Here is a 26,119-nt window from a genome sequence, read left to right on the forward strand (position 1 = left end):
GTATTAACTGTACTAATAATAGTAATACAGTTAATACACCTTAGGATTGGATATATACACTTCAATATACAGTCATCGTTCATCAATAGGGTATTACAACTTTTATAGAGAGGAGGTGCGGGATGTTCGAATTGGATGTACGCAGCCGTAAGGCGATCTATGAGCAACTAGTAGACAAAATCAAAGAAATGATCGTGTACGGTGTTCTCCAACCCGATGAGCAGCTGCCTTCCGTTCGCACACTGTCCGGGCAGCTTACGGTTAATCCGAATACGATTCAGAAGGCGTACCGGGAACTTGAACGTGAAGGTTATATCTATTCATTGCAGGGAAAAGGGAGCTTCGTATCATCGTCCGTGGAACATCCGAATGCAGCCATGAGAGATGAAATCAGAGCCGCTCTGGTGAAGCTGATTGCGGAAGCTTCATATTCCGGTTTGAGCAAAGCCGATATGACGCTTTTATTTGAGGAAGCGATGGCCCGTATAGAGAAGGGGGAGCCACATGATTGAGCTGAATCAGGTCATTAAGGCATTTGAACAGGAAAAAGCCGTTGATGGCGTCACGATGCAAGTACATAAGGGATCGATCTACGGTTTACTCGGTTCCAACGGGGCAGGAAAAACGTCGCTGCTCAAAATACTGGCAGGCATCTATCGTCAGGATAGCGGAACGGTTCGCATTGAGGGACAAGAAGTATTTGAAAATATGGACCTCAAGGGACGCACCATTTTTATGGCGGATGCGCCATACTTTTTCCCGCAATCGTCCATCCATCAGATGGCTGCCTTCTACCGTTCGGTATATCCGCGCTGGAATGAGGAGCGTTTTGTACAGCTCGGCAGTGTATTTAAACTGGATGTGAAACGTAAACTGCATCGCATGTCCAAAGGCATGCGCCGTCAGGCAGCCGTATGGCTTGGACTTAGCTGCATGCCTGAAGTGCTGCTCATGGATGAGCCAATTGATGGGCTTGATCCGGTCATGCGGCAGCAGATCAAGAACCTGCTGTTCCAGGAAGCAGCGGAGCGTCAGGTGACGATTCTGATCTCGTCTCACAATTTGCGCGAGATTGAAGACCTATGCGACCATGTTGCCATCATGCACAAAGGGCGGATTATCGTAGAGAAAGATCTGGATGATCTGAAGGCTGATACACATAAAATTCAGGTCGCTTTCCGCCATCCTGATCATGCCAAGGCTATGGACGAACAGGTGAATATTTTGCATGAAGAGCAGCGTGGAAGTGTATCCCTGTTTATTGTGAAAGGCAATCGCGAGGCTGTGACGGAACGGTTCCGTGCATTTGATCCCTATCTGCTGGATGTGCTGCCGCTGACGCTGGAAGAAATATTTATCTATGAAATGGAGGATGCAGGATATGATATTCAACCGATTGTTCTGTAACCGGGGCATCCTGTTCCAAAATTTCAGGCAGCATGGATGGATTGGCATTTTGTATCTGCTCACGTTGTTGTTTTCGCTGCCGCTCTATATCGGTACAGAATACCGGGAAGTACCACAGCGGATTACCAGCTTGTTCCAGGCGAATGGGGAAGTGCAAATTCTGTTTGCCATTACGTTCCCGGTAGCTGCGGGTATATTTTTATTCCGTTATATGCAATCTGGTGCTCCTTCGGATCTGTTCCACAGTTTGCCACTGCAACGAAAGCATCTACTCACGGTTAATCTGTTGACGGGGTTCGTCATGATTTTGGTTCCGGTCTGGATTACCACGGCAATAACCGGTTGGGTATGGGCAGTACTGGATCAGCCAGCCTATACTTTCGGTGGCAGTGAGATCTGGATGTGGGGGCTCAGTATGAGCATCTACTCGTTGTTTATGTTCATGCTGACCGTGGTGGTAGGCATTTGCATTGGACAGTCTGTATTACAGGGACTTACCGTGTATGGAATTTTATTGATGCCGGTCGTTGTTTGGTTCATTTTCTCGCTGCATCTGCAAAACCATCTGCTTGGTTATTCTTATGAAGACATTGGCTTTAATGCGGAGAAACTTTCATTAGTCCTGCGTATGGGTTCAATCAGCACAGCTCCTGTAATACGTGGGGAACTTATCATCTATTTGGCTTTAGCCATCTTGTTCATCCCGTTGGCTTATGTGTTTTATGCTAAAAGACAAGTGGAATCCGCCACTCAGGCAATCACGTTCCGTATTGTAAAACCGATATTCCGTTTTGGATTTATGTTTACACTGGTTCTGATAGGTGGGGCTTATTTCACCTCGATTGCACCCAGAGCTTCTGTAGGGTGGGACGTATGTGGTTACGTCCTTGGTGGAATTGTGGGCTATATTGGAGCAGAGATGATTATCCGCAAAACCTGGCTCATTTGGACCAGCAGATTGGTTCCGAAATTGGTTCTATACGGTATCGTGGCTGGATTGATCTTGTATGTACCCGTCGCTGATTGGAACGGATATGCTGCCCGGGTGCCTGATATAAGCAAGGTCAACAGTATTAAGCTTGGCGGAGATCGTTACATTTATAGCAATGGTATTAATGTGAAGGTGGATGATAGTCCATTCTATTCGAATGATCCGGAATATATGGAAGCAATCATCGCTCTCCATCAAAAAATTGTCGATACCGATCTGCCTTTGAGAGATCCAGTTAATCCGGACGATGATTATGATGAGAATGTATATATCAACTACAAACTGGAGAACGGCAGGGTGATGAAGCGCAGATATAATATCCCCGAAACCGAATTCCACAAGGAATTGATGGCTGTAAAACAGACAATAGATTACAAAAGGGTTGCGTATGATACGTTCAAATTGGATGAGGATGCGCTGAGTATTGGACTGCGCTCAAGTCTGAGTCCGTATCGTAAGGTATACATTAGCAATCCCAAACAAGTTCGTGAGTTCAAAGAATTGATGAAACAGGACATCTTGGATCAGACCTACGAAGAACAGCGCTCCCTTTGGCAGTCCTTTGCCTACGCGGAATTGAATCAGAGTTCAACATCTTCCGATCCTTATCAGCCGAAGGAGATGTGGAATTTTGATATTAAACCGAGTTATAAGCGAGTACTGGCATGGTTGGAAGAGAACAACTTATACGACCAGCTTCAAGTCCCGGCAGACGAAGTCGCTTCGGCACAATTTGTGAAGCAGGAGATTGATAGTCCGGGTAAGGCGAAGTGGGTTTACTCTGATTCGGATTATATAGACGGGAATTCAAGCGGTAACAAACAGATCGCAACTAAAAACAAAAAAATAATAAGCGATCTGCTTCAACGTCAACGAGCCGGATATCGGACAGAGAAGGATACGGTCTACCATATCAAGCTTAATTTCATTCGTGGTGAGAATATTTACATGATCCTGAAGGAAGAAGACCTGACAGAAGAAATGAAGGCCATCCTGGCCGAACAGTAAGATAATTTGCAAGTGGGAAGGGTTCTCCCGGTAAATATGCTGATTTCTCGATCTGACTTGACCAGAATACAAGTATGGAATATATTAGAAAAAGGTAATGATTCGATTCGAGATGATGATCATTTCGTCGAATCCCATATGGAACGGCTTATGAGGGAAGCACCCGTAAGAGCAGGCAATACGCCTGACTTGCGGGTGCTTTTTTTGTTTTTTTGCCAGTTTGTATATCAGGGATCGTAATCGAGTCACCGCACAGATACTCCAGCAGGTTCTAACTATCAATTCATATTGAGGGGAGAAGAAGAGAATGCAAACTGGAATTTTGGAGGAAAATGCAAGTCATCAGGTGGGTCATAGTTCATGTTCAGTGCAAGCCAGGCAAAGCCGCATAATTGAGGGAAATGATGACAGGCAAAAGACTATGAATCAATCCCATATGAGGAGCATGAGAGATCGTAGTTTCATGAGCAACCTTAGCAACCGATACGGGGCACGCCCTAACCTTTGTGCTAACGTATGGACGCGTATGAGTCTGGGATTCATCATCATCTTCAGTATCAGTGTGATTTACTATTCCTCCGCTGCTGAAGCGGCGGGTCCTGAGCTTGGCGTAACAGCCCAGAAGGCGTGGGAGACCGTGCTGAGCAAGGCAGATTCGCAGACCAAGTTGTCCCTGCAACGAGCGTACGAGAACGTTGGCAACTGGACGACGCAGGAACAAGCTTGGGAACAAAAGACAAAAACCATTCATGCCGCCAATACCAAGGAGCTGGAACAATTACGTGTAAGTATAAGGCAAATCGATGATACCAAGATCGCTGGTTTAACCGAAAAGGTAAAACAAACCGAGGCCCGGTATGAGTCTTTGTTTGCTTTGTACAGTTCAGTGAATAGGCAGCTCGACGCCGCCAAAGCGATCAAAAACAAAGAATGGAGTGCGGCTATTCGCACCCAAGCGGATACGTTGAAACCAGTTGTTCAGCTTGCCCGAGAAGACATTCGTTTCAAGAAAAAGGAGCTTGCCGAAGCTCGCAAACGGAAAAGCACAGAAGTGAAACGATTGCGTACTTTACTGGCTGGAGCGGATCCGGTGAAGAAGCAGATTCAAACGGGCAAAAAACAGGCGAGCCTATCGAAAGAGCGATATTCAAACGCGTTACAGCAGTTCAAGCAGAGTACGAAGCAAGGCCAGTCATCACGTGTGTTAAGTTCGTTGAACTCATTGGCTGCAGCGACAGAGAAATGGGCAGGCTCCAAACAACATATCTATACACTGGAACAGAAGGTAAGTGCTACCTACGCCAAAGTCAGACAGGAACTGACCAAGAGACCTAAATAAAAGCGAGCTACATTATCCTTTTTGCGACTACCGAGTAACAACAGTATAGTCGATGAGAAGACAGGACTGTGGTACACTCGAAGCAAACGAGGCGGCAGGAGGATATGAATGGCAGACAAAGAAGATTTGACCCGGTTCGGTGTGGCATTTCCCACGCCTCTGATCGAACAGTTTGACAGCTATATTGAAGAGCAGGGATACAAGAACCGTTCGGAAGCTTTTCGTGATTTGGTCCGTAAAACATTGCTGGAGCCCTCTGCATTGCATTCCGAGCAGGATGTAGCTGGAACTATTGTGATGGTGTATGACCACCATATCAGTGATCTTCCTATTCGGTTAATGGAGCTGCAGCACGAGGCACACCATGACATCATCTCCAATATGCATGTGCACCTGAACCATAATCAGTGTCTGGAGGTCATTGCGGTACGGGGCAACCTAGGACGATTGCGTCATCTGCATCAGCAGATCCAGGTTCAAAAAGGAGTACTATATGCAGAGCTGTCCGTAACGTATGTGGATGAACTCAACAAAATGGCAAGCCACCACAGTCCTCACAATCATGATCACAGCTAAAATTAACAAAGTCATCACCATCCTCACAATTCTCCTGATTCTTCAATGGATTAAATTTTAAAAATTTCAATAACCGATTCATTGGCTTTAGCCGACTTTGTCCATAGCACGTATTTAGAACAGCAGATTATTGGTCCAATACCGATAATTTGTTGTTCTTTTGTTTTGTTATAATACCTAACTTCAAATAGTGGATCATCTATTTACACCTCTATTAATCTCATTTAAATTCCCTGTAAATGAAAATAAATGGATTTTGAAGTTAAGTTTGTTGACACAATAAATCTATTTTGTGCTACAATTTTCAAAAAAAGTAACACAGAATTGGATTGAATCGTAAAAGTTAGAGGGGGAACAACGTAAATGCGTGGATTTTCATGGGGGAAACGATCAGTTAGAGCGGGAGTAGGCATTTTACTGATATGCACAGTTGGGTTGTCAGGATGTACACAGGGGACATCCTCAACAGAGAGCGTCCATCAGGCGGCGACTTCTCTTTCCAAAGACGAATTGGTGCTGGCCGTTGGCACGGAACCGGAAGGTGGATTTGATCCCACTACGGGCTGGGGACAGTACGGTTCGCCGCTCTTTCAGAGCACTTTGCTGAAAAGGGATGCCAAGCTCCAACTGGTCAATGATCTGGCGACAGAGCATTTCGTCAGTGAAGATGGGCTGACTTGGACCGTCACACTCCGGGATGATGTAAAGTTCTCCGATGGTGAGTCACTGACGGCCGAAGATGTCAGATTTACGTTTGAAACGGCTGCCAAGAGCGGTTCGGTCATTGATCTTACCAATATGGCTGATGTGGAAGCACCGGATACAACAACTGTCGTCTTTACATTGAAGTCGCCGCAGTCCACGTTTATCAGTCTTCTGACTACACTCGGTATTGTGCCTGAGCACGCCTATGGTCCTGATTATGCCGAGCATCCGGTTGGGTCTGGTCCATACAAGCTGGTGCAGTGGGATAAGGGTCAGCAGGCGATCGTCGAGGCTAACGAACAATATTACGGGAAAAAGTCCACATTCCATAAACTGACGTTCCTCTATCTGGATGAGGATGCAGCCTTTGCAGCGGCGCAAGCCGGAACAGTCGATATTGCGGCTATCCCGGCGGCATTCAGCAAGCAGCTGGTGAGCGGCATGAAGCTGGAATCAGTGAAAACAGTCGATAACCGAGGCATCATGTTCCCGATGCAACCCGCAGGCGCGAAGTCTGGTGACGGCCTGCCCGCAGGCAATGATGTTACATCCGACATCTCCATTCGTAAAGCGGTAAATGTCGCAATTGATCGCACTGCATTGGTGGAGGGTGTACTGGAGGGGCAAGGTCGTCCAGCCTACTCGGTTAGCGACGACCTGCCGTGGAGCAATCCGGATTCTGTATTTGCAGATGCGAATCCCGATGAAGCGAAGCAGATTCTGGCTGATGGCGGCTGGGTGGATACAGATGGTGATGGAATTGTAGAAAAAAACGGCACAAAGGCCGAGTTCAATCTGATTTATTTTGCAGGGGATCTAACGAGACAATCTTTAGCGCTGGCTGCTGCGGATATGGTGGCCCAGGCAGGGATCAAGGTCAATGTAGAGGGAAAGAGCAGGGAAGAGACCAAAAAGCTGGCCTATACTAATGCCGTATTATTTGGGTGGGGAAGTCATGATCCGCTTGAGACATACAACCTCTACAGTAGTACCCATAAAGGGGAAGGTTACTACAACACTGGATTGTACAGTAACCCAACTGTGGACAACTGGATGCAACAAGCTCTCCAAGCGACAACGGAAGAAGAAGCACTGCCCTTCTGGCAGAAAGCGGAGTGGGATGGATCGACAGGATTTAGTTACCAAGGCGATGCGCCATGGGCATGGCTGGTGAACATTGACCATCTGTATCTGGTGAAGAATGGTTTAAATATCGGTGAACAGCAGATCCATCCACATGGTCATGGGTGGCCTGTGACATCCAACCTGGAAGAATGGTCCTGGGAGGAAGAATTGAAATAGAAACGCTGCGGTATCTTTAGCCTGAATTGGGGAGAGATTGGATGGAGGACAGGATGGGATGGGCCAGATTTGTCGGATTTAAAATGCTGCGGCTGTTATCTTTGCTGGCAGGAGTCAGTGTGGTGTCTTTTATATTAATGCAGTTCTCTCCAGTGGACCCGGTGGAGGCTTACATAGGTGGAGATATGATCAGGGTGAGCGCAGAACAACGCAGTCTTATTGAAGAACGTTGGGGACTCAATGATTCACCCGTAGAACGGCTGTTTTCTTGGGGGCAGGCACTAGTTCAGGGCGATCTGGGAACATCGATGATCTATAGACAGCCGGTTGCGGACATCATCCATGAACGATTCATGAATTCTGTCGCTCTTATGGCGGTGGCATGGGTGTTATCCGGTCTGATTGGATTCGGCCTGGGTGTCGCTGCTGCCATGAGGCGGGATTCGCGGCTGGATCGTCTGATCTGTTGGTACTGTTACACACTGGCTTCCACACCGGTATTCTGGATCGCACTGTTACTGCTCATGGTATTCGGTGTATGGCTTGGCTGGCTGCCAATCGGACTTGGTGTACCTGCGGGCATGGCAGCAGATCAAGTGACATGGGGAGATCGGGCCATGCACATGATTCTGCCTGCGCTGACGTTGAGTCTGACGGGCGTAGCCGCTATTGCCTTACATACCCGGCAGAAGCTCGTGGATGTGCTGGACTCGGATTATATTCTTTTTGCGAGGGCACGAGGTGAGCGAGGTGTTCAACTGTTTCGTCGTCATGGGTTCAGGCATGTGGTACTGCCAGCTTTGACGCTGCAATTTGCTTCATTTAGTGAATTGTTCGGTGGAGCTGTGCTCGCGGAGCAAGTGTTTTCCTATCCCGGATTGGGGCAAGCAACAGTCCAGGCTGGATTGCGCGGTGATGTGCCGCTGCTGCTTGGACTTGTGTTGTGCAGTGCGATCTTTGTGTTTACAGGCAATATGATTGCCGACATTCTATACCGTATTATTGATCCGCGCATGAAGGAGGAGGCTATAGGATGAAACAGACATTGGAACGTCCCTCCCGGCCTGCGGCTCAGACTACACAGCATCCGAAAGTTAACTCTCCCGAAAGTGAGGCGGGGAACAAGAGAAATTGGAGGTCAGTACATCCACGTACTCATGGTGGGAAAGGTTATTCAGGTGGCAGTAATTCTCGTTTCCGTAATCCGCGCAAATGGGCGATAATCTGGGGTGGCCTGGGTGTGACATGGATTGCAACCGTGTGGCTGACAGGCAGACTGCTGCCCGCTGAATCGACGCTGACCTCCTTGATGGATCGGAATCTGGCTCCGGCTTGGGCGCATCCTTTCGGTACGGATTGGCTGGGACGAGATATGTTCATGCGCACATTGAAAGGATTGGCAACGAGCATTCAGGTGGGGTTACTCGCGGCTTGTGGCGGCGGACTTATCGCGCTATTGCTGGGTCTTGCTGCTGCTTCAGGGAAAGCTGCGGACCGGGTCATTTCATGGATCATTGACCTCTTCCTGAGTGTTCCTCACCTGGTATCGCTGGTGATGCTAGCTTTTGTGTTCGGTGGAGGGTTGCCTGGGGTGGCGTTAGCCATTGCCCTGACCCATTGGCCGAATCTGGCCCGGATTGTACGGGCAGAGATGATTCAGTTGAGATCAGCAGAGTATATTCACATCTCACGCAGATTGGGTCATTCGCGAATTCGTATTGCGGTGCAGCACATGCTGCCTCATCTGATCCCGCAGCTATTCGTGGGAGTGCTGCTGATCTTCCCTCATGCCATTCTGCATGAGGCAGCGATTACGTTTCTGGGGCTGGGGCTGTCGCCGCAGCAGCCAGCGATCGGTATTATTTTATCAGAGTCGATGAGATATTTATCTGCAGGGATGTGGTGGTTGGCCTTTTTCCCAGGTCTCGCATTGTTGTTGGTTGTTCGTGCGTTTGATGTGTTGGGCGGTAGTCTGAAGACATTAACGGGAACCGGCAGTTCAAGGGAGGTGGTGTAGACATGGCGCTTCTTGAAGTGGAGGAAGTATCGGTTTCGTTCCGGCGTGCTCGAGGATGGTTTGGGCACGAGGAAACCCAAGTTATTCAGGATCTGAATCTGTCTGTCAATGAAGGGGAGATTGTCGCCGTTGTAGGGGCAAGTGGATCTGGCAAAAGTGTGCTGGCGCAGGCGATCATGGGCATTCTTCCTGCCAATGCGACGATAGAAGGTCGGATTAGCTATGCAGGCGAACCCCTGACCATGGACCGGCAGCTTCAACTGCGTGGAGATGAACTGGTGTACATTCCGCAATCGGTCAGTTATTTGGATCCGTTGTTGAAGGTGGGTAGGCAGGTTCAACCTGTAAGCCAAAAGACAGGGCGTAAGCACCGATCGACGCTCCGATCCACGATGCAAAAGGCAGAGCAGGAACTGACGGGACGTTATGGATTGCCTCAGGGCACGTCGGGCAAATATCCGTTTGAGCTGTCAGGTGGTATGGCTCGGCGGGTGTTGATGGCAACGGCCACCTCCGGTGATCCGAAACTCATTATTGCAGATGAGCCAACACCTGGCATCCATCCCGAAGTGCTGGCTGAAACGATGAAGCATTTTCGTCAACTGGCCAATGAAGGCGTCGGCATCCTTTGGATTACCCATGATATTACGACTGCTTTGACGGCAGCAGACCGCATATCCGTATTTTACGCAGGCTCCAATGTGGAGATGGCACAGGTTTGTGACTTTACGGGAAAGGGCGAAAGATTAAGACATCCATACACGAAGGCGCTCTGGAATGCGTTGCCGCAAAATGAATTTCAACCTCTGTCTGGTACCCAGCCTGCAGCAGGTCGGCAGCAGGTAGAAGGATGCTCATTTGCACCACGCTGCATTGGAGCGACCATGGCTTGCACGAACGAACGTCCTGAGCTGCGCAAAGTTCGTGGTGGGGAAGTGAGGTGTGTTCATGCCACTTGAAGCTAGAAAGACAGGGTATCGTTATGGTAAAGACGCTTGGGTATTTCAGGATATAAGTATGAAAGTACAGCAGGGAGAGGCCGTTGGCTTGTGGGGACCCAGTGGTTGTGGAAAAACAAGTCTTGGGCGTATCCTTGCAGGATATGTGGAACCGTTGGCAGGTCAAGTGCTGCTGGATGGGAAGCCGCTGCCCAAAACCGGAGCCTGTCCGGTTCAGCTTGTATTCCAGCATCCGGAGAAAGCGGTGAATCCACGCTGGCGGATGCGCCGTGTCTTGAAGGAAGCTATGATCGAGGATCAGGAGCTGCTCGATGACTTGGGTATCCAGATGAATTGGCTGGATCGCAGGCCCGGTGAGTTGTCAGGCGGAGAATTGCAACGATTCTGCGTTGCACGTGCACTCGGCACAGCAACTCGTTACGTGATCGCTGATGAGATGACCACCATGCTGGATGCGATCACACAGGCGCAGATCTGGCATACCGTGATGAATATCGCGCGTCAGCGTAACCTGGGACTGTTGATCATCAGCCATGATCGGGAGTTACTGGACAGGTTATGCGATCGGATTGTGCAGATGCCAACTTCATAACTTACGGGGTATAAACCGTTTTCCAATATAAAAGGGGTGTCCGAGTAGTCCATCATGAACATGAATCATGGATTTGACTACAGGGACAGCCCCTTTTGCAATTTTACCGAACTCAGCGCTTTAATGAAACGAGCGCGAGTTATTAGACGAAATTCTAGTTTCGTTGTTGGAACGAATCGTAGACTCCTTATGCCCGATTCGTTAGCGTCTTTAATTTACTTTAACGTATTTCAACTTACTTGGTCGACAGCCTGCCCATTAGCACAGACAATCTGCGCATGGCTTCTTCCACTGTTGAACGTGGGCAGGCCACATTCATGCGCATGAATCCTGTACCTTCCGCTCCGAAGATACTTCCATCATTGAAGGCGAGTCCTGCTTCCTTGAGCAGCATCGTACACAGTTGCGCATGCGGAATATTCAACTTTCGGAAATCCATCCACAGCAGGTAAGTCGCTTCTGGAAGCCGGATTCCGATTTGCGGCATATGTTCCGTGACATACTCCTGCACGTATTCCATATTTCCGCGGATATAGGCAAGACAGTCATCCAGCCATTCTTCAGCACCGTTGTAGGCCGCTTCTGCTGCCACTGCTCCCAACGTGCTGATGTTGGCAAGTCCCATCGTTTTCACACCTTGCATGAATGATTCCCGTAGCTTGGCATTTGGAATGATGATATTGGAGGTGCAGAGACCTGGAATGTTGAACGTTTTGCTTGGTGCTGTACAGATGATGCTGAGATCAGCGACAGCATCAGAAATAAGGGCCATTGGTGTATGCGCACCGCGTTGGTGGACCAGATCGGCATGAATCTCATCCGAGACGATGAGTACATTATATTGCACGCATAGTGCAGCAAGGCTTTGAAGTTCTTCACGAGTCCATACCCGTCCAACCGGGTTATGAGGACTGCACAGAATTAGCATTTTGACCCGACCCGTCTTCAGGCAGGATTCCAGATGCTCCAGATCCATGGAGTAATGTCCATCGTTCTCCACCAACGGATTGGTCATCAGTTCTCTGCCTTGACCGCGTACTACTTCATAGAAGGGAGCATATACAGGCGTCTGGATCACTACCGCATCACCTGGTTCGGTGAACCGTTGTACAGCAATGCCGAGTGCAGGTACAATACCTGGGGTGAATACGATCCATTCATCGTTAATACTCCAGTTGTGGCGTCGCTCCATCCATCCCGATAGCGCTGCATGATACGCATCTGTTCGCACTGTATAGCCAAAAATCCCATGTTCCATTCGAGTCTTCAACGCCTGAATGACCGATGGTGGAGCGGCGAAATCCATATCAGCAACCCACATGGGGAGTGCATCTGCAACACCAAAAATCTCCTCAAGCGCATCCCATTTCTCTGATCCCGTGGAGAGCCGATTAATCGGCTCGTCAAATGTATGATTATTGTTCTTGCTCATTGCTTAAATCCCCCTTGAAATCCGTTCCTTCGACTACAATCGACAGATTATTATCTAATAAATTTGGTGATTTCGCAACTTGTAACAGCGGATGGATTCCATTTTATATAGAGCTGCATCCAGGAATATATTCATGTAATAACAATGATTCGAGTGTGAGTATGGACAGTGACGCAGTATATACCCTATTTCCAAACGTCCAAACAGTAAAAACCACCAGGGAAGGTCCATGATATGACCGCTTCCACTGGTGGTTTTTTCGCTGATCCTGAATTCTTCTCGCTCAGGCACACATGAGGAGCAGGAGGAAGAATATTTATCTTTTATTTCATAAATATGATCTTATTATGGCGTTACAAGTGCTCGTTAAACCATCCAGCAATATGCTCCAGACGACGTACCCTTAAGTGAGGGTGACCTCCACGGGACAGCTCGTGATTGGCTCCCGGGAAACGAACGAACCGAGTGGTCTGTTTGCGCCGCTTCAAGGCAACATATAGTTGTTCAGCCTGTTCAATCGGACAACGCAGATCCTGCTCACCATGCAAAATCAGCAGCGGCGTGCTGACATTACCCACATATGCAAGCGGGGAGTGTTTCCATAACTTCTCGGTGTCATCCCATGCATTACCGCCAATCTGGTCTTCCGTGAAAAAGAATCCAATATCACTGACTCCGTAGAACGAGAGCCAGTTAGAGATGGAACGCTGAGTGACGGCTGCCTTGAAACGGTCGGTATGTCCAACAATCCAGTTGGTCATGAAGCCACCATAGCTGCCGCCAGTGACGCCCAGACGGGACTCGTCGATAAACGGATATCGGGAAACCGCATAATCCATGGCTTCCATCAGATCACGATAATCCCCACCGCCATAGTCACCCCGGCAGGCATTCACGAATTGCTGCCCGTATCCGAGCCCACCTCTTGGATTAATATATACAACAGCATAGCCCTGTGCTGCGAGGATTTGGAACTCATGCATAAACGTAAAGCCATACATCATATGTGGACCGCCATGAATCTCAAGGATGGTTGGGACTTTGACTCCTTCCACCATACCAGCCGGTTTCAGCATCCAACCTTGCAGTCGCAGGCCATCAGAGGAATCGAACCAGAAGGTCTCGGGTGTGCTAAGTTGGATTTCTTTATCCAGTTGAGGATTGCTATGGGTCAATTGTATAGGCTTGGCCCCAACTTCATCAGGTTGAGTATATAGAAAGAGATCACCAGGACGAAGTACGTCTGCTACGCCTGCCACAATCTGTCCATTTTCCAGCTCAGCAAACTGATAGAACTCTTTCTCGTCCGGCAAGATGTATTCGGCATGACTGCCATCTCGTGCGAATCGGGCAATCCGGACGCTACCTTCAATAGTAGCAAGACAGAGAATGGATGAACCATCACGACTGAATACCGGGCCCGTATTAGTTAAGTGTGAGCGCATATCACCAACGAGGCTATGATTGATCTGTACATCCCAATCCTTGCTCAGACATACAGGTTGGCCGCCTGAGATCGGAAGGGTATAGAGCTTGACCAACGTAGCATTTCCATAGGAACGGTCGCTGGCAAGCAGTGCAAGGGATTGTCCATCAGGTGCGTACGACAGCCGGCCGAAAGAGTATCCTTCCGGAGTCAACTGCTGCACGTCAGATCCGTCAGCCTTGGCACGATACACATGGTTTGTCAGGGTGTAATCGTTATGCTGCTCGCCTTCTTCCGGAAACTGAGCGATCCAGGCAATGGACTCTCCATCCGGCGACCACGCATAGTCCCCGACGTCATAATGGCCTGTAGTTACAGGGATCGCTTCTCCGCCTTCAGTTGGAACACGGAAGAGATGGGTTCGTCGACCGTTCCACAATCCACCGCTGTCAGATTTCATTCGAATTCGATCCACGACAAGTTCTTGCAGCAGTTTTTTATCTATGTCTTCAGTTTCATCTTCGTCTTTTTCACTCATGTCCACAGATGATTTAACAAGCAAAGTGAGCCCATCCGGTGACCAGAGCAGGGAGCTAACGCCATGCTTTAAATGGCTGACTTGCTGTGCTTCTCCACCATCTGAGGCGATCAGCCACACTTGTGTTTTGCCTTCATGTTCTCGTAAAAAAGCAAGCTGTGAACCATCCGGCGACCAAGCAGGAGCGTGATCCTTATCTCCGGATGTGAAAGCTCTGTCCTTCTGGTTCTCCAGGTTAAGGAGTCTCAGGTGAGAAGAATAACCGTCTCGTGCTTCGTTTGTTTTCCGACTTACATATACCAGTTGTCCGCCCTGAGGAGACGGAGTTGGATCATTAACCCATGTAATCTGAAAAAGATCTTCCGATGTTATGCCGCGCAGACTATTCATTGTTTGTCCTCCCACCACGATCAGATTGTTTTAATTTCCTAACCTTTCCATTTATATTAACGGAAAGCATGAGGCAGGACAACACGATTCTGAACGAACGTACTCCTATTTCTTAACAATATCGCCTGTGCCTGAAAGGAATTATTGGAAGCATGACGAATCCTAATGTTGAATAGTCATGAAATGGACGAAAAGCTGTCTGAAAATGATGTTTATTGTCAGTTGAATCTGTTTAATGAACAATGATATTTAGGTATATTTGGAAATTCAGCTCATTTAATGAGCTGTACCCCGTTTATATAGATCATTCTTGTCTCAGTCACCATGAAGGAGGAGCATCACTTTGTCCACATCCTATGATCAACAGCACGTGGAATACCCGAGCCGGAAGCGAATGGCATGGCTTACAGTGGGGGCGGCACTTTTTGTAGCAGCCGGATTTTTTTTGATGTTTGATGGTTCTTCAGCCAAGGGATCTGCCATTTCTTCCGTTATAGGCTTGTTCTCCATTATATTTTTTGGGCTTTGTCTCTGCTACAGCCTGGTGAAGATGATTAAGAAGGAACCTTCCTTTGTTGTCGATGAACATGGGTTTGTGGATTCATCTTCTTACACATCAGGAGGGTTAATTGCCTGGAAAGATGTTGAGAATATTTTTATGTATGAATTCATGGGACAGAAGATGATTGGGGTTAAATTGTGGGACGAGAAAGCGTTTCTGGATCGTCAGAATGGGATGAAGCGCAAATTAATGACGGTAAACAGCAGCATAGTCGATGCTACGGTAAGCATTGCCCAGAACAGCCTCAAGTTACCACTGGATCAGTTGTATATCATGATGGTGGAGCGTTGGAAGCGATCGAATGAAAGGGCGAGTGAAGGGAGTAGCTTTGATCTGTTTAATAATGAATAGATAATGAGGAATATTGTCAGATTGGAGGAGTACAGATGCAACAAGGAAATCAGACGCGTACGATCCAGCTACCCGATGGGACAACACTGCCTGCAATCGGACAGGGAACATGGTATATGGGTGAGAAGCAATCCAGTCGGAGAGAAGAAGTTCAGGCACTGCGTTATGGTATTGAACGTGGAATGACAGTAATAGATACGGCTGAGATGTATGCTGAAGGCGGGGCGGAAGAGGTCACTGGTGAGGCGATAAAAGACTGTCGTGATGATGTATTCCTGGTATCCAAGGTGTATCCTCATCATGCGGATCGGAAGCAGATGATTACCGCTTGTGAGCGCAGCCTTTCGCGTCTGGGTACAGATCGCTTGGATCTGTATCTGCTGCACTGGCGTGGAGGTGTGCCGTTGGAAGAGACGGTTGAAGCTCTGGAACAGTTGAAACAATCAGGCAAAATTCTGCGCTGGGGTGTTTCGAATCTGGATACAGAGGACATGCAGGAGCTATGGAACATTCCAGCTGGTCAGCATTGTGCAGTGAATCAGGTGCTGTATCATGCAGCTTCTCGTGGTATTGAATACGAGCTTCTTCCCTGGTTGAGGGAACGCCGTATTCCTGTTATGGCCTATTGTCCGCTGGCCCAAGGTGGCAGGCTTCGTAAAGAATTGTTGGAGCATTCAGTCATCCGTGAGATTGCCAAGGATCGAGGAGTCAGTCCTTCGCAAATTGCGTTATCCTGGGTTATCAGGGATGGAGACATACTGGCGATCCCGAAAGCTGTACAGCTGAATCATGTTGCAGAAAATGCTGCGGCGATGGACGTTATTTTGACTCAAGATGAAGTTGTTCGGTTGAATGAGGCATTCCCTGCACCTAAGGGTAAAGTGCCTTTGGATATCGTATAGTAACTTCTTGTAAGATCGATTACATCATACAATGACCGTAATTGGAAGAATCAAGAGTAATAAGAGCAGATCTGGGGATCTGTTCTTTTTTTTGCATTTGGAGCTATTTTAAATAAATGGGCTTTACAACAACAAATCACTAGTGTACTATGTAACTAACACACAGATACAGAGAGGAGCGAGGACATTGTGAGCATCGAATTTGACAACAACTTGCCAATCTACCTGCAGATTATGCAGTACATCAAAAGACAGATTGTGACCGGGACACTTAAGGCAGGCGATAAAATCCCTTCGGTTCGTGAGCTCGCGGCCGAATTACAGATCAATCCTAATACAGTACAGCGAACATTTCAGGAGTTGGAGCGGGAAGAAGTGGTTGAAACCAAGCGAGGTCTGGGCCGATACGTGACAAGTGAGGAGTCGAAAATTATGACGATCAAAAAAGAGATGGCTGGTGAATTGCTGGAGCGTTTTCTGACAGGAATGCAGGAGCTGGGCATCGAAGAACAGGATATCGTAAATATCGTCGCTGTTGCCGTTGCGGAAGGAAAGCAATCACTGCATCGCGATGGAATAGGAGGAACAGTGAATGAGTAATATTCTTGAGCTGAACCATGTGAGCAAAACGTATGGCGGCAAGAAAGCACTTCATGACATCACGCTTGATATCGCACCAGGCCGAATTGTAGGTCTGCTGGGCAGTAACGGCAGCGGTAAAAGTACTTTGATGAAGCTGGTTGCAGGGCTTCTGCACCCTAGCAGTGGAGATGTTCGTGTTACGGGAAAAGCGGTAGGTTTGGAAACGAAGTCGCTGGTATCCTTTATGCCGGACCGCCCATTAACCGAGAGTTGGATGAAGGTACGGGACGCGATTGCGTATTACCGCGATTTCTACGCTGATTTTGATCAAGAGAAAGCGAGAGAGATGCTTGATTTCATGAAGCTTGGAGAGGGAGATAAGGTAAGACATCTGTCGAAAGGTATGAATGAACGACTGCAATTAACACTGGCTCTTTCCCGTAAAGCTCGTCTTTATCTGCTCGATGAACCGATTGGCGGGGTAGACCCGGTTGCACGTGGCAAAATTCTGGATGCGATTGTGAAGTTCTATGACGAAGACAGCAGTCTGATCATCTCTACACATCTCGTAACGGATATTGAACGAATTTTTGATGAAGTGATCTTCATCCGTGAAGGGGAATTGGTAATGCGGGAAGAAGTGGAGACACTGCGTCTCAAGTACGGTAAAAGTGTGGATGAAATGTTCAAGGAGGTCTATGCGGAATGATGACACTGCTGAAGTATGACTTTAGAAGGAATTGGAATACATTGTTGGCTGGGCTAGCCGTATTGATTATCGTTCAGATTGGGCTGGCATTGTTTTTTTCTGAAGTAACAGGGAGTGTTGTAGGTGTCATTGCATATGTCGGAGCAGGTGTGGCTATTTATGTGAAAATGATCAAGACATACCGATCCAATATCCGTTCGTTCAACCGTCGTCTTGTGCCGGTAACAGGGCTGTCTCACGTCTTGTCTCCGATCATATTCGGAACACTCTGCTGGTTGGGCTTAATGGTTGTTGCTGCCATTCACTACTTTATTTACAGTACAACGCATACAGGGATTAACTTTACCAGCTACATTAACGATTCGGGTATTCATGTTTCGGAGATTCTTAATGTGTTGCTGTTTCTCTGGTGGGTGGCTATGTTCAGCATCATAATCATCTTCCTCTCCATTTCTATCGGAGGCAGCTTCCGCTTTAAAACAGGACCGTGGATCAGTATTGTCGCATTTTTCGTACTAGTCAATGTCATTAGCTGGCTGGAGAATATCATCTTCTCGGGTCGTTTTAATTCGAACGAATTATTTCATTTCACTGAAGAAAGCACAGCGCTCTCCTTTACGTCCAATCGGATTACATGGTCAGATGGAACATGGGCCAGTATTATTTTTGAAATCATCGTGGCTGTGATTTTGGTTGGTGTTGCCGTGTATCTGAATAATAAAAAAGTCGAAGTATAAGTTAAGATTCTGTCAGCTGCAGTTTAGCTGGCAGATTTTTTATTTGAAGCAATTCCCATTTCTTATACGTAAATAGGGATATATGTCGTTTTACAATAAAGGAGAAGGTTTATTTCTTGTAAGGGAGGGGTTTCATGGAACTCTATTTCAGAGATAATTTCTTTAATGCAGGGTACACCGAGATTATGAACCATGAACAGGAACGGGCAGGTCATCTCGATTTGAAAAGTGCCTTTGGTTCATCGCTTGATGTATTCGATAACTCGGGACTCATTTGCAGTGGTAAATTCCGCATGTTTAGTAACCGTTGGGATGTGACCTCAGCCGATGGAAGGGAGTGGGGTGTCTTACGGGCGAGGTTCAGCTTTTTCAGTAAGAAGTATGAGTACGATGCAGGACCGCGTGGTGTGTATGATGTCTCCGCGCCGGCGTTTTCACATGATTATGATATCACCGGGATGGGCGGTAAAGTTGTGGCAAGCTTCAGGCGTACAAGTGGCTGGTTCGGTTCAGGCGCATTTGTGTTAGACAACCAATCAGAACATCTGGACACGTATGAATTGATACCGGTTGTGATGGGTGTGCATGCGATTAATAAAAGAAGGAACTCGGCTGCCGGTAGTGGTGCGTAGAGAAAACATATGAACAAAGAGGCTGTCCCTTAGGTCGTTAGTATAACGGGGGACAGCCCTTTTTGTATTATATTATTCTAATGAAACGAACACACGCTATTTGTCCCCCTATGCATAAGTTGGACGTTTAACGAATCACAACTAACAAGAGCTATGCAGAATCACTGCCGTCTGCATTGGCGAAAGGCTTTTCAATGGTGTGGCTGCGCACTCCTCCAGAAGTCCGTTCAGGCAGTGCTTCAAGCTCGGTTTCCGCATAGCGTGCCAATACTTTGGCGGCTGTCTCGGACATTCGCTCTCGAAGCGCAGCATTGTCTGCAATCCGTACTCTTTTGCCCAAAAAACGCATTTTGGACAGCACATAATCCATCTCATTCCGCGGGATGGTCAGTTCAATGCGGTACGTCTGTTGGGCTTCCACAAATTCCACCTGCTTCTCGAAGCAGGAAAAGGCATACAGAATTCGCGACAACTCCTGATTGAACTCCGGCAGCACTTCGATCGTCACGGTGGTCTTTCGGTTCTCCGTTAAAATCGAGATTTTGGCAGCATATTGAGAAGCAGTTTCCGGTTGAAGCGGCTGAGCTTCCGCGGTAATGATGCTGTGCAGCTTGGTGGACATCAGTTTGTTGTAGAGTGGAGCATACCAGAGTACGTACCATTCTTTTTTGACCATGGAATATTCGAGCTTGTAGGGGTATCCAAACTGATCCTGGCTGATTCGTCCATTGCGTACACGCCCTGTCAAGCGAAACCCCTGATGATGCAAAATCATCTGCCGTAATGGTTTGAGCAGCGGATGAAAGACACTGTTTTCTTCACTTTTGGCTTTTTCGGTCAGGTAATCCTGAAGGTCCAGATCCTGCTCTGCATCCAGCATGTCATGCATTTTGTGTAACGTGTCAGGGTGCAGCGCTTCTGGTGCGGCAGGGTGATTCAGCATCATGCGCAGCCAGGCCCGTTCCTGGGATGTCCAGGTGAACAGTCCGGTTTCATTCAATCTCGTCATCATCTGGTAGTTGAACATCTTCTCGAACAGATTCATAATATTGCGCAATCTCCTTCCATTCCTTAATCATCTCCTGACGCAACCTCTGTGGAGCAATCACCTCACAGCTTGAACCAAAACTCCGAAGCCACGGCTTAATCTCGGTGGTACCGTTGACCTGAATTTCATACAGAAAGGTATGTTCCGTTTCCGGCGTAATCGTTCCCCATTGGCCTTGCAAACGAACCCGATCCAGAATGAAGTTACGCTGGCCGTCCTGAGGATGGAAGAATCGGGCTTGAACCGTCACGCTGTTTCCCGTATCCACTAGCCAGCTGTAGCGGCTGATCTCGGCCCACTGTTGCTTCAATTCGAGCATGTATTCTTCTTCAATCGAATCCTGTTCCTCCAGCTGTGTAATGCCTTCCATGCGGAATTTCACAAAGCCTCGGCGTCCCTGAAATCCAATAATATACCAGCGGCCATACTGATGGTCATAGACCACTTCAAGTGGTACGATCCGGTTGGATCTTCCGCCTGCTTCCCGTTCAAAGCGTGGATTCGTATTCTGCGAGCTGTAGCTGGACGGTTTTTTGGGTGAATAATATAGAAACTGGATATGTTTTCGTTGGCGAATCGCACTAAGCAGAGTGTACAGATGTGCTTCGTCCAGAATGCGTGAATAATAGTGGTACTTGTATATGAATGGCTCGGTGGCTTCTTCCTGGGGATAACTTGCGCCAATGGCTTTTTTGAGACTATCCCGCAATATATACCCTTGTACGGACGGAACCTGGGTGTTTGCCATAATATCCACAAAATCATACAGCTCCAGCTGTTCTTCCACGGTTAGACCCGTAAGTACGTCCTGTTGCAAAAGGTAACGATAAGGCCTGCCGCCAGGTTCCTTGCGGATCACCCCCACTTCTTCCAGATACTTCAGATCTGACCGAATGGTCTTCTCGTCAGGCAGCGCTAGGTCCTCCGGAAGTTCAGCGCAGCAGGCATCCAGTAATTCCATTGCGGTTAAAGCTTGATCATGCAGGGTATGCAAAAGAACGGAAAGTCGTTGAACTTCAGTCTCTTTCATCGACTTGGCGCGAAAGAGGAAGAGCAGCATTGGTTCTGCAGATTCCCCATATTGGAAGCGAACGAGATCCGCCATTTCTTTGTTTTGTTCCGAGCCTGATCGTTGGTCAGTGACGGTCTGCATGATTTCTTTTAATCTACGCTGGGTTTTATCAAATGTATGTACGGAGATGCCGAGTCGTTCGGCATACTGTTTACGGTTGTACGCACCACTTGTCAGGGACAACATGCGCAGAAATTGAATTTCTTTGTCAAAGCTTTCTTTAGCCATGAATATTCACTCCTTGGTGGCCTGGAGTCAGGCGGATATAGTGGATGACTATGTTGGCAGAACAATTCTGCGATATATAGAAACATTCGTGATCTTCCCATTTACTATATCCCTACATTGTATCAGGATGAGTGACTGGTTTCATTTTAAACTTATGGAGGTCGCCATACTTTCACCATGTTCGCGTGCAAATGGGTGAGGCATAATAAGGTTGTGAAGCGGGGCAGCAACAAACTCTGCGGATCAAGGTTCCGAGGCGCCAGGGAGGGTTACTTCGACTGTTAATCGACCAGGTCGTTGGTTCGAATCCAATCGCCGCCGTTCATGGCGGTGTAGCTCAGCGGTAGAGCGGGTATTATACCTTCCCACCTTTTTCCTCGGAACATTTTATTATGGAATATCAGTAAATAGACTCACACCGGGAGGTCATGAGGGATGAGCAGAGCGAAACAATTATTTAATCAACCTCAGCCAACGACACGTAATCATGGGGGCTACGGAGCCTATGAGCGATTGGTGGAGGAACAATATATACAGATGTTGATGACCAATACATTGAACAATACGTTTTATGCAGATACACAGCAACTGATGGACGATGCGATGGTCAGTCATCAGGAGATGGCTGAGGTCGATGCAGGGTTTATGGCGCGGGCGCTGGTCTATGCTCGTAATGAAGGTTTGATGCGGTTACAGCCTCTATACGGGCTGGCACTGCTGTCTAAGGTGGACCCGGATCAGTTTGCGAAGGTATTCTCCAAGGTTGTACAGACACCGGCTGACTTGGCCGATTTTCTGACGATTCTAAGAGGAACGGGTCGGGGACAGGGCGGTCGAGCGGTGAAGCGCCAGGTGAGTCAATTTTTGAACGGTATCACTGAGTATTGGGCGATCAAATACAACGGGCGCGGGCGTGGATACAGTCTGGGCGATATGATCGCTACAGCACACCCCAAGCCGACAGATATGAAGCAACAAGCCTTATTCCGTTATTTGCGAGGACATGAGGTGGATCTTACGGACCTGCCGCAGTTGCAGGCGCTGGAAAAATTGAAGGCTACCCCAAACCCGGCAAGTCGGATGCATCTGATCGAAAAAGGCAAACTGCCGTATTCGGTGGTCACATCGATCATGCAGCCGACACGTACGGTATGGGAGGCGTTAATGTCCCAGATGCCGACCTTTGCATTGTTACGTCATCTGAATGCAATGGATCGGGCGGGAGTTTTTGAAAAATCGAAAAATATCGATTACGTAACGGGCCGTCTAACGGATGCGGAAGCCCTGCGTAAATCGCGCATCTTACCTTTCCGATTCGCCAGTGCATATGAAATGATCGCAAGAGAAGAGCTGCGCTATGCTTTGCGGGAAGCGGTGGAGCTATCAATTGGCAACCTGCCATCGCTGCCCGGAAGAACCGCCATTTTCCTGGATCGCTCCGGTTCCATGCAAGGGGATTATTTGCGGATTGGTTCGGTGCTGGCACTGGCGTTATATAAACAAACACGAGGCAACTCGCTGTTCTGGTTATTCGACCATATGGTTGAAGATGCTCGTCCCAAGATGGATGAAAGCATCCTTTCCCAAGCTCACCGGATTCGCGCACAAGGTGGAACCGACACGGGACGGCCTGTACGAGAGCTTCGGGATATCGGAGAAAAAGTGGATCAGATCATTATGATTACCGATGAACAGCAGAACGAAGGCAGTCCGTTATATGCTGAGCTTGAACGTTATCGCCGGATGATGAATCCGGAGCTAAAGGCATTTATTGTGGATATTGCACCTTATCAGCAGGCGATGGTACCGCCACGGGATGGCAAAACCTTTTATATCTATGGGTGGAGTGAAACGGTACTGACGTATATTGCTGAGACTATAACGGGATATGATACACTTGCGAACCGGGTGAGAGAGATAGAGATTTAAATTGGAAATGTGGAGGCCACAGAGATGACTCATGTTCATGAAGAAATGAGAGATACGATTAGACAGCAGCTGAAGCAGATTGAAGAGGAGGAGCAGGTGCGGATCATCTATGCCTGTGAATCGGGCAGCCGGGCATGGGGATTTCCTTCACAGGACAGCGATTACGATGTTCGTTTTCTGTATGTGAGACCACTTGAATGGTACTTGTCCATTGAGGATAAAAGGGATGTTATCCAACGCCCAATCAGTGATCAGCTCGATATGAATGGTTGGGATTTGCGCAAAGCCTTGAAGCTGTTTCGCAAGTCGAATCCACCGCTACTGGAGTGGCTGCAATCCCCGATTCAGTATGACGAACCGTACAGCGTGGCAGAGCATATTCGTGCACTTTCGCCTTTGACCTTCTCGCCAAAGTCCTGTATGTACCATTATCTGAATATGGCGAAGGGAAACTTCCGGGATTATCTGCAGGGTGAGCAGGTGAAGATCAAAAAGTATTTCTATGTGCTGCGCCCACTGCTGGCCTGTGGCTGGATCGAACGTTATGATGCGATGCCGCCGATGGCATTCGAAGAGCTTGTTCAAGAGCTTGTTCCTGCGACTACACCGCTGTATACGGAGATTCATGAGTTACTACGCCGGAAAAAGGCGGGCGAGGAACTGGATCTGGAGCCGCAGTTGCCAGCAATACAGACTTTCTTAGCGGAGAAGATCGAGCATTTTGAACGACTGGCCGGCCAGATGGAGAATGAGCAGATTATTCAATTTGAAGAATTGGACCGTATTTTCCGTTTTGCATTACAAGAGGTGTGGGATCCAACCTGCGATTAAAGTACGAGGTCGTGCGTATTTGCACATCATTTATGGTATGGATTACCTCGCACCGGACAATTTATCCCGGCTCAGCAAACGCAAAACGTCCAAAAAAGAGCGCCACGCTCTGATGGAAAGTGCCTTGGGTATGGAGGGAATCGAGCGTTTTGTGCGCATGGAGCCTGTGGAAAGAGTGCATGAATGTGTGCTCGCAACATTGGCTTTGGAGTCTGAACCGGTGGACCCACGTTTGTAATAGAATCGGTGAAGCATGAGACTTCTGATTCCTTTGGATGCAAGGTAATAGGGCAGGTTTGGTATATCCAAGCCTGTTTTTGTTTATTTTTCGTCAAAATATTTCATTCGAGATAATTAAAATTAGGATTTTTAAGGTTAATATAAATAACTAAAGCCCTATATGTTTCCAATCCATTCTGGGTAATAATTAATAGTAAGCAAGTGGTCATTGGAATCTCACAACGTAACGATAGGGGGTAACCTGTATGGCGTCAATGATTCTGTTGGTGAAACAGACGGAAGACGATGAAAAGGTTATTTATCGATTCGGACCGAATGAGCGGAAGATGGGACTCATTGAAATGAATAAGGTCAAGGAAAGTGTGAAAGAACTGGAACCTGTTCAGGTCGAGGGTGTCAGTCCGAGTTTTTATTTCAATCGGGCCGCACAGCGACTGGTTCGATGTTTGTTCAGAGAAGGCGGTAAGTTCCCTGAACGGACGACATGTGAATCTTAGTTTTTTAAGGCTGGTAAGTCGAACAACAGACTTGATCAGATGGCATATGAAGATAACAAAAGAGGTCCAAGTGCATCCGGAATATGGATGCGTTGGACTTTTTTTAGTTGAGCTGTTATATCATCCATATCCGCATAACCAAAAAGTTCACTGCTCCTTGGAGGAGAGTGAACTGGACATTTTTTAAAATATGGCATTAGAACGTCTTCGCAAAGGAAATCAGTGCAGTAATTGTAATGATGTTAAGCAGCGTCGAGATCAAAACTGTCTGGGCCGCAAAGTCTGGCTCGTTATCATACTCCTCGGCCAGAATGGACGCATTGACTCCGGTAGGCATACCGGATGCGATAATAAGAGCCTGAGCGGCGATACCTTGCAAACCGAGCAGCAATACAATCGAAATCCCGATGGCCGGGCCAATCAGCAAACGCAGAAATGTGCTAATATACACATCAAGACGATACAGGCGGATTGGATATTTCACAATTTGGGCGCCAAGTGTCAACAATGCTACAGCGACCATACTTTGCTGCGCGTAAGTCAGTGGCATAGACAGGAAAGTGGGCAATGGAATATTCCCCATATGAAACAAAATACCGAGCAACAGTGCATAAGGAACGGGCATTTTTAGAAATCCAATGATTACCGCACGGTAATTGCCTTTGAGCTTGGCACCCTGAATGGACAGCACACCATAGGTAAATGTCAGCAATGCCTGTAAAGACATGACCAGTGCCTGGATGGAAGAGGCCAGCGGATCACCACGAAATACCAGGGAGTTGATGGGCAGACCATAATTGCCTGCGTTGTCCAGCATGATGCTGTTGTTGAAGGCAGCCTTCATGCCTTTGTTCATGCGAAGCGAGCGTGCGAACACAGACCCCACAATATAGAGAATAAGTACATATAAGGCGTAAAAAAGCGTGACAGTTCCGAGCAATTCCCCCGACATATCGGAGTGATACATGCTCATAAAGACGGCTGCGGGGGTAATACAATAGAAATTGATTTTGGCGAGGGTGTACAAGTCCAACTTGAACACCTTTTGCATCCAGGACCCGACGGCAATCAGGAGAAAGACGGGCAGGACGACTTCAAGCATGATGTCTGCAATCAT

At 47.8% G+C, this 26,119-nt stretch carries 24 protein-coding genes and 1 pseudogene; 20 read left to right on the forward strand and 5 right to left on the reverse strand.

The features are described 5' to 3' along the window. Positions 1 to 122: 122 nt before the first annotated feature. From AC4PM4_RS07365 to AC4PM4_RS07410, 10 genes are all read left to right on the forward strand, one after another. The gene (locus AC4PM4_RS07365) at positions 123 to 512 is read left to right on the forward strand and encodes a GntR family transcriptional regulator (protein WP_053783970.1); all 390 of its coding nucleotides are present in this window, start codon (positions 123 to 125) and stop codon (positions 510 to 512) included. After that, positions 505 to 1,407, forward strand: coding sequence for an ABC transporter ATP-binding protein (locus AC4PM4_RS07370; protein ID WP_063567699.1), 903 nt, complete (start codon positions 505 to 507; stop codon positions 1,405 to 1,407). Before AC4PM4_RS07365 ends, AC4PM4_RS07370 begins: the two co-directional genes overlap by 8 nt. Next, positions 1,382 to 3,406 (forward strand): hypothetical protein, encoded by a 2,025-nt coding sequence (locus AC4PM4_RS07375; protein WP_491613233.1) that lies wholly within the window; start codon positions 1,382 to 1,384, stop codon positions 3,404 to 3,406. Before AC4PM4_RS07370 ends, AC4PM4_RS07375 begins: the two co-directional genes overlap by 26 nt. 445 nt (positions 3,407 to 3,851) lie before the next feature. After that, entirely contained in the window at positions 3,852 to 4,745 is an 894-nt protein-coding gene (locus AC4PM4_RS07380; protein ID WP_491613235.1) for a hypothetical protein, read from the forward strand. A 108-nt stretch (positions 4,746 to 4,853) separates the two neighbouring features. Beyond that, positions 4,854 to 5,321 carry a nickel-responsive transcriptional regulator NikR gene (gene nikR / locus AC4PM4_RS07385; RefSeq protein WP_090952953.1) on the forward strand — a complete coding sequence of 156 codons (468 nt, stop codon included), beginning with the start codon at positions 4,854 to 4,856 and terminating at the stop codon, positions 5,319 to 5,321. Between the two features lie 363 nt (positions 5,322 to 5,684). Further along, positions 5,685 to 7,328 (forward strand): ABC transporter substrate-binding protein, encoded by a 1,644-nt coding sequence (locus AC4PM4_RS07390; RefSeq protein ID WP_269053536.1) that lies wholly within the window; start codon positions 5,685 to 5,687, stop codon positions 7,326 to 7,328. Positions 7,329 to 7,369: 41 nt separating this feature from the next. Next, the gene (locus AC4PM4_RS07395) at positions 7,370 to 8,365 is read left to right on the forward strand and encodes an ABC transporter permease (RefSeq protein ID WP_491613236.1); all 996 of its coding nucleotides are present in this window, start codon (positions 7,370 to 7,372) and stop codon (positions 8,363 to 8,365) included. Then, positions 8,362 to 9,345, forward strand: a complete 984-nt coding sequence (locus AC4PM4_RS07400; protein WP_269053538.1) for an ABC transporter permease — start codon at positions 8,362 to 8,364, stop codon at positions 9,343 to 9,345. Before AC4PM4_RS07395 ends, AC4PM4_RS07400 begins: the two co-directional genes overlap by 4 nt. Before the next feature lie 2 nt (positions 9,346 to 9,347). After that, entirely contained in the window at positions 9,348 to 10,304 is a 957-nt protein-coding gene (locus AC4PM4_RS07405; protein ID WP_269053539.1) for an oligopeptide/dipeptide ABC transporter ATP-binding protein, read from the forward strand. Next, complete coding sequence (locus tag AC4PM4_RS07410; RefSeq protein ID WP_111620339.1) at positions 10,294 to 10,896, forward strand: ABC transporter ATP-binding protein; 603 nt, start codon at positions 10,294 to 10,296, stop codon at positions 10,894 to 10,896. Before AC4PM4_RS07405 ends, AC4PM4_RS07410 begins: the two co-directional genes overlap by 11 nt. Positions 10,897 to 11,131: 235 nt before the next feature. On the opposite strand, the gene AC4PM4_RS07415 is transcribed toward AC4PM4_RS07410, so the two are convergent. Next, positions 11,132 to 12,328 carry a MalY/PatB family protein gene (locus AC4PM4_RS07415; RefSeq protein ID WP_269053540.1) on the reverse strand — a complete coding sequence of 399 codons (1,197 nt, stop codon included), beginning with the start codon at positions 12,326 to 12,328 and terminating at the stop codon, positions 11,132 to 11,134. A 353-nt stretch (positions 12,329 to 12,681) separates the two neighbouring features. Continuing rightward, on the reverse strand, positions 12,682 to 14,682 hold the full coding sequence (locus tag AC4PM4_RS07420; RefSeq protein ID WP_491613237.1) for a S9 family peptidase: 2,001 nt from the start codon (positions 14,680 to 14,682) through the stop codon (positions 12,682 to 12,684). 343 nt (positions 14,683 to 15,025) lie between these two features. Here AC4PM4_RS07420 and AC4PM4_RS07425 point away from each other — a divergent pair, with 343 nt between their 5' ends. The 6 genes from AC4PM4_RS07425 to AC4PM4_RS07450 all read left to right on the forward strand — a co-directional run bounded on the left by AC4PM4_RS07425 (position 15,026) and on the right by AC4PM4_RS07450 (position 19,157). Next, the gene (locus AC4PM4_RS07425; protein WP_090952967.1) at positions 15,026 to 15,595 is read left to right on the forward strand and encodes an STM3941 family protein; all 570 of its coding nucleotides are present in this window, start codon (positions 15,026 to 15,028) and stop codon (positions 15,593 to 15,595) included. A gap of 35 nt (positions 15,596 to 15,630) precedes the next feature. Further along, positions 15,631 to 16,497 (forward strand): aldo/keto reductase, encoded by an 867-nt coding sequence (locus tag AC4PM4_RS07430; RefSeq protein WP_072735180.1) that lies wholly within the window; start codon positions 15,631 to 15,633, stop codon positions 16,495 to 16,497. A 189-nt stretch (positions 16,498 to 16,686) separates the two neighbouring features. Then, positions 16,687 to 17,097 (forward strand): GntR family transcriptional regulator, encoded by a 411-nt coding sequence (locus AC4PM4_RS07435; RefSeq protein WP_090807902.1) that lies wholly within the window; start codon positions 16,687 to 16,689, stop codon positions 17,095 to 17,097. After that, the gene (locus AC4PM4_RS07440) at positions 17,090 to 17,788 is read left to right on the forward strand and encodes an ABC transporter ATP-binding protein (protein ID WP_063567684.1); all 699 of its coding nucleotides are present in this window, start codon (positions 17,090 to 17,092) and stop codon (positions 17,786 to 17,788) included. Before AC4PM4_RS07435 ends, AC4PM4_RS07440 begins: the two co-directional genes overlap by 8 nt. Continuing rightward, on the forward strand, positions 17,785 to 18,525 hold the full coding sequence (locus AC4PM4_RS07445) for a hypothetical protein (RefSeq protein ID WP_076290239.1): 741 nt from the start codon (positions 17,785 to 17,787) through the stop codon (positions 18,523 to 18,525). Before AC4PM4_RS07440 ends, AC4PM4_RS07445 begins: the two co-directional genes overlap by 4 nt. A gap of 134 nt (positions 18,526 to 18,659) precedes the next feature. Further along, positions 18,660 to 19,157: an LURP-one-related/scramblase family protein gene (locus AC4PM4_RS07450; RefSeq protein ID WP_491613238.1), complete on the forward strand. Its 498-nt coding sequence runs from the start codon at positions 18,660 to 18,662 to the stop codon at positions 19,155 to 19,157. A gap of 151 nt (positions 19,158 to 19,308) precedes the next feature. Here the strand turns inward: AC4PM4_RS07450 and AC4PM4_RS07455 are convergent, their stop codons facing one another. Then, positions 19,309 to 20,202: a WYL domain-containing protein gene (locus AC4PM4_RS07455; RefSeq protein ID WP_491613239.1), complete on the reverse strand. Its 894-nt coding sequence runs from the start codon at positions 20,200 to 20,202 to the stop codon at positions 19,309 to 19,311. Next, complete coding sequence (locus AC4PM4_RS07460) at positions 20,150 to 21,505, reverse strand: helix-turn-helix transcriptional regulator (protein ID WP_491613240.1); 1,356 nt, start codon at positions 21,503 to 21,505, stop codon at positions 20,150 to 20,152. The genes AC4PM4_RS07455 and AC4PM4_RS07460 overlap by 53 nt, the downstream gene beginning before the upstream one ends. Positions 21,506 to 21,940: 435 nt before the next feature. On the opposite strand from AC4PM4_RS07460, the gene AC4PM4_RS07465 reads away from it, so the two are divergent. The 4 genes and pseudogenes from AC4PM4_RS07465 to AC4PM4_RS07480 all read left to right on the forward strand — a co-directional run bounded on the left by AC4PM4_RS07465 (position 21,941) and on the right by AC4PM4_RS07480 (position 25,002). Further along, a complete protein-coding gene (locus tag AC4PM4_RS07465) occupies positions 21,941 to 23,434 on the forward strand; it encodes a TROVE domain-containing protein (RefSeq protein WP_491613241.1) in 1,494 nt (497 codons plus the stop codon). Between the two features lie 24 nt (positions 23,435 to 23,458). Next, positions 23,459 to 24,265: a nucleotidyltransferase domain-containing protein gene (locus tag AC4PM4_RS07470; RefSeq protein ID WP_491613242.1), complete on the forward strand. Its 807-nt coding sequence runs from the start codon at positions 23,459 to 23,461 to the stop codon at positions 24,263 to 24,265. Then, positions 24,249 to 24,503, forward strand: a pseudogene (locus AC4PM4_RS07475) (polynucleotide kinase); the annotation flags it as partial. The gene AC4PM4_RS07470 and the pseudogene AC4PM4_RS07475, both read left to right, overlap by 17 nt. A gap of 247 nt (positions 24,504 to 24,750) precedes the next feature. Further along, positions 24,751 to 25,002: an RNA-binding protein gene (locus tag AC4PM4_RS07480; protein WP_063567677.1), complete on the forward strand. Its 252-nt coding sequence runs from the start codon at positions 24,751 to 24,753 to the stop codon at positions 25,000 to 25,002. A 196-nt stretch (positions 25,003 to 25,198) separates the two neighbouring features. Here the strand turns inward: AC4PM4_RS07480 and AC4PM4_RS07485 are convergent, their stop codons facing one another. Continuing rightward, entirely contained in the window at positions 25,199 to 26,119 is a 921-nt protein-coding gene (locus AC4PM4_RS07485) for an AEC family transporter (protein ID WP_063567676.1), read from the reverse strand.

The organism is Paenibacillus sp. MDV22-iso6 (assembly GCF_058408365.1).

Bases quoted from the DNA above. Each gene is read 5' to 3' on its own strand.
- AC4PM4_RS07470 (WP_491613242.1), top strand. From the start codon at position 23,459: ATGACTCATGTTCATGAAGAAATGAGAGATACGATTAGACAGCAGCTG.
- AC4PM4_RS07465 (WP_491613241.1), top strand. From the start codon at position 21,941: ATGAGCAGAGCGAAACAATTATTTAATCAACCTCAGCCAACGACACGT.
- AC4PM4_RS07485 (WP_063567676.1), bottom strand. From the start codon at position 26,119: ATGATTGCAGACATCATGCTTGAAGTCGTCCTGCCCGTCTTTCTCCTG.
- AC4PM4_RS07440 (WP_063567684.1), top strand. From the start codon at position 17,090: ATGAGTAATATTCTTGAGCTGAACCATGTGAGCAAAACGTATGGCGGC.
- AC4PM4_RS07400 (WP_269053538.1), top strand. From the start codon at position 8,362: ATGAAACAGACATTGGAACGTCCCTCCCGGCCTGCGGCTCAGACTACA.
- AC4PM4_RS07420 (WP_491613237.1), bottom strand. From the start codon at position 14,682: ATGAATAGTCTGCGCGGCATAACATCGGAAGATCTTTTTCAGATTACA.
- AC4PM4_RS07365 (WP_053783970.1), top strand. From the start codon at position 123: ATGTTCGAATTGGATGTACGCAGCCGTAAGGCGATCTATGAGCAACTA.
- AC4PM4_RS07415 (WP_269053540.1), bottom strand. From the start codon at position 12,328: ATGAGCAAGAACAATAATCATACATTTGACGAGCCGATTAATCGGCTC.
- nikR (WP_090952953.1), top strand. From the start codon at position 4,854: ATGGCAGACAAAGAAGATTTGACCCGGTTCGGTGTGGCATTTCCCACG.
- AC4PM4_RS07460 (WP_491613240.1), bottom strand. From the start codon at position 21,505: ATGGCTAAAGAAAGCTTTGACAAAGAAATTCAATTTCTGCGCATGTTG.
- AC4PM4_RS07405 (WP_269053539.1), top strand. From the start codon at position 9,348: ATGGCGCTTCTTGAAGTGGAGGAAGTATCGGTTTCGTTCCGGCGTGCT.
- AC4PM4_RS07445 (WP_076290239.1), top strand. From the start codon at position 17,785: ATGATGACACTGCTGAAGTATGACTTTAGAAGGAATTGGAATACATTG.
- AC4PM4_RS07410 (WP_111620339.1), top strand. From the start codon at position 10,294: ATGCCACTTGAAGCTAGAAAGACAGGGTATCGTTATGGTAAAGACGCT.
- AC4PM4_RS07390 (WP_269053536.1), top strand. From the start codon at position 5,685: ATGCGTGGATTTTCATGGGGGAAACGATCAGTTAGAGCGGGAGTAGGC.
- AC4PM4_RS07375 (WP_491613233.1), top strand. From the start codon at position 1,382: ATGATATTCAACCGATTGTTCTGTAACCGGGGCATCCTGTTCCAAAAT.
- AC4PM4_RS07380 (WP_491613235.1), top strand. From the start codon at position 3,852: ATGAGAGATCGTAGTTTCATGAGCAACCTTAGCAACCGATACGGGGCA.
- AC4PM4_RS07370 (WP_063567699.1), top strand. From the start codon at position 505: ATGATTGAGCTGAATCAGGTCATTAAGGCATTTGAACAGGAAAAAGCC.
- AC4PM4_RS07455 (WP_491613239.1), bottom strand. From the start codon at position 20,202: ATGAATCTGTTCGAGAAGATGTTCAACTACCAGATGATGACGAGATTG.
- AC4PM4_RS07430 (WP_072735180.1), top strand. From the start codon at position 15,631: ATGCAACAAGGAAATCAGACGCGTACGATCCAGCTACCCGATGGGACA.
- AC4PM4_RS07395 (WP_491613236.1), top strand. From the start codon at position 7,370: ATGGAGGACAGGATGGGATGGGCCAGATTTGTCGGATTTAAAATGCTG.
- AC4PM4_RS07480 (WP_063567677.1), top strand. From the start codon at position 24,751: ATGGCGTCAATGATTCTGTTGGTGAAACAGACGGAAGACGATGAAAAG.
- AC4PM4_RS07450 (WP_491613238.1), top strand. From the start codon at position 18,660: ATGGAACTCTATTTCAGAGATAATTTCTTTAATGCAGGGTACACCGAG.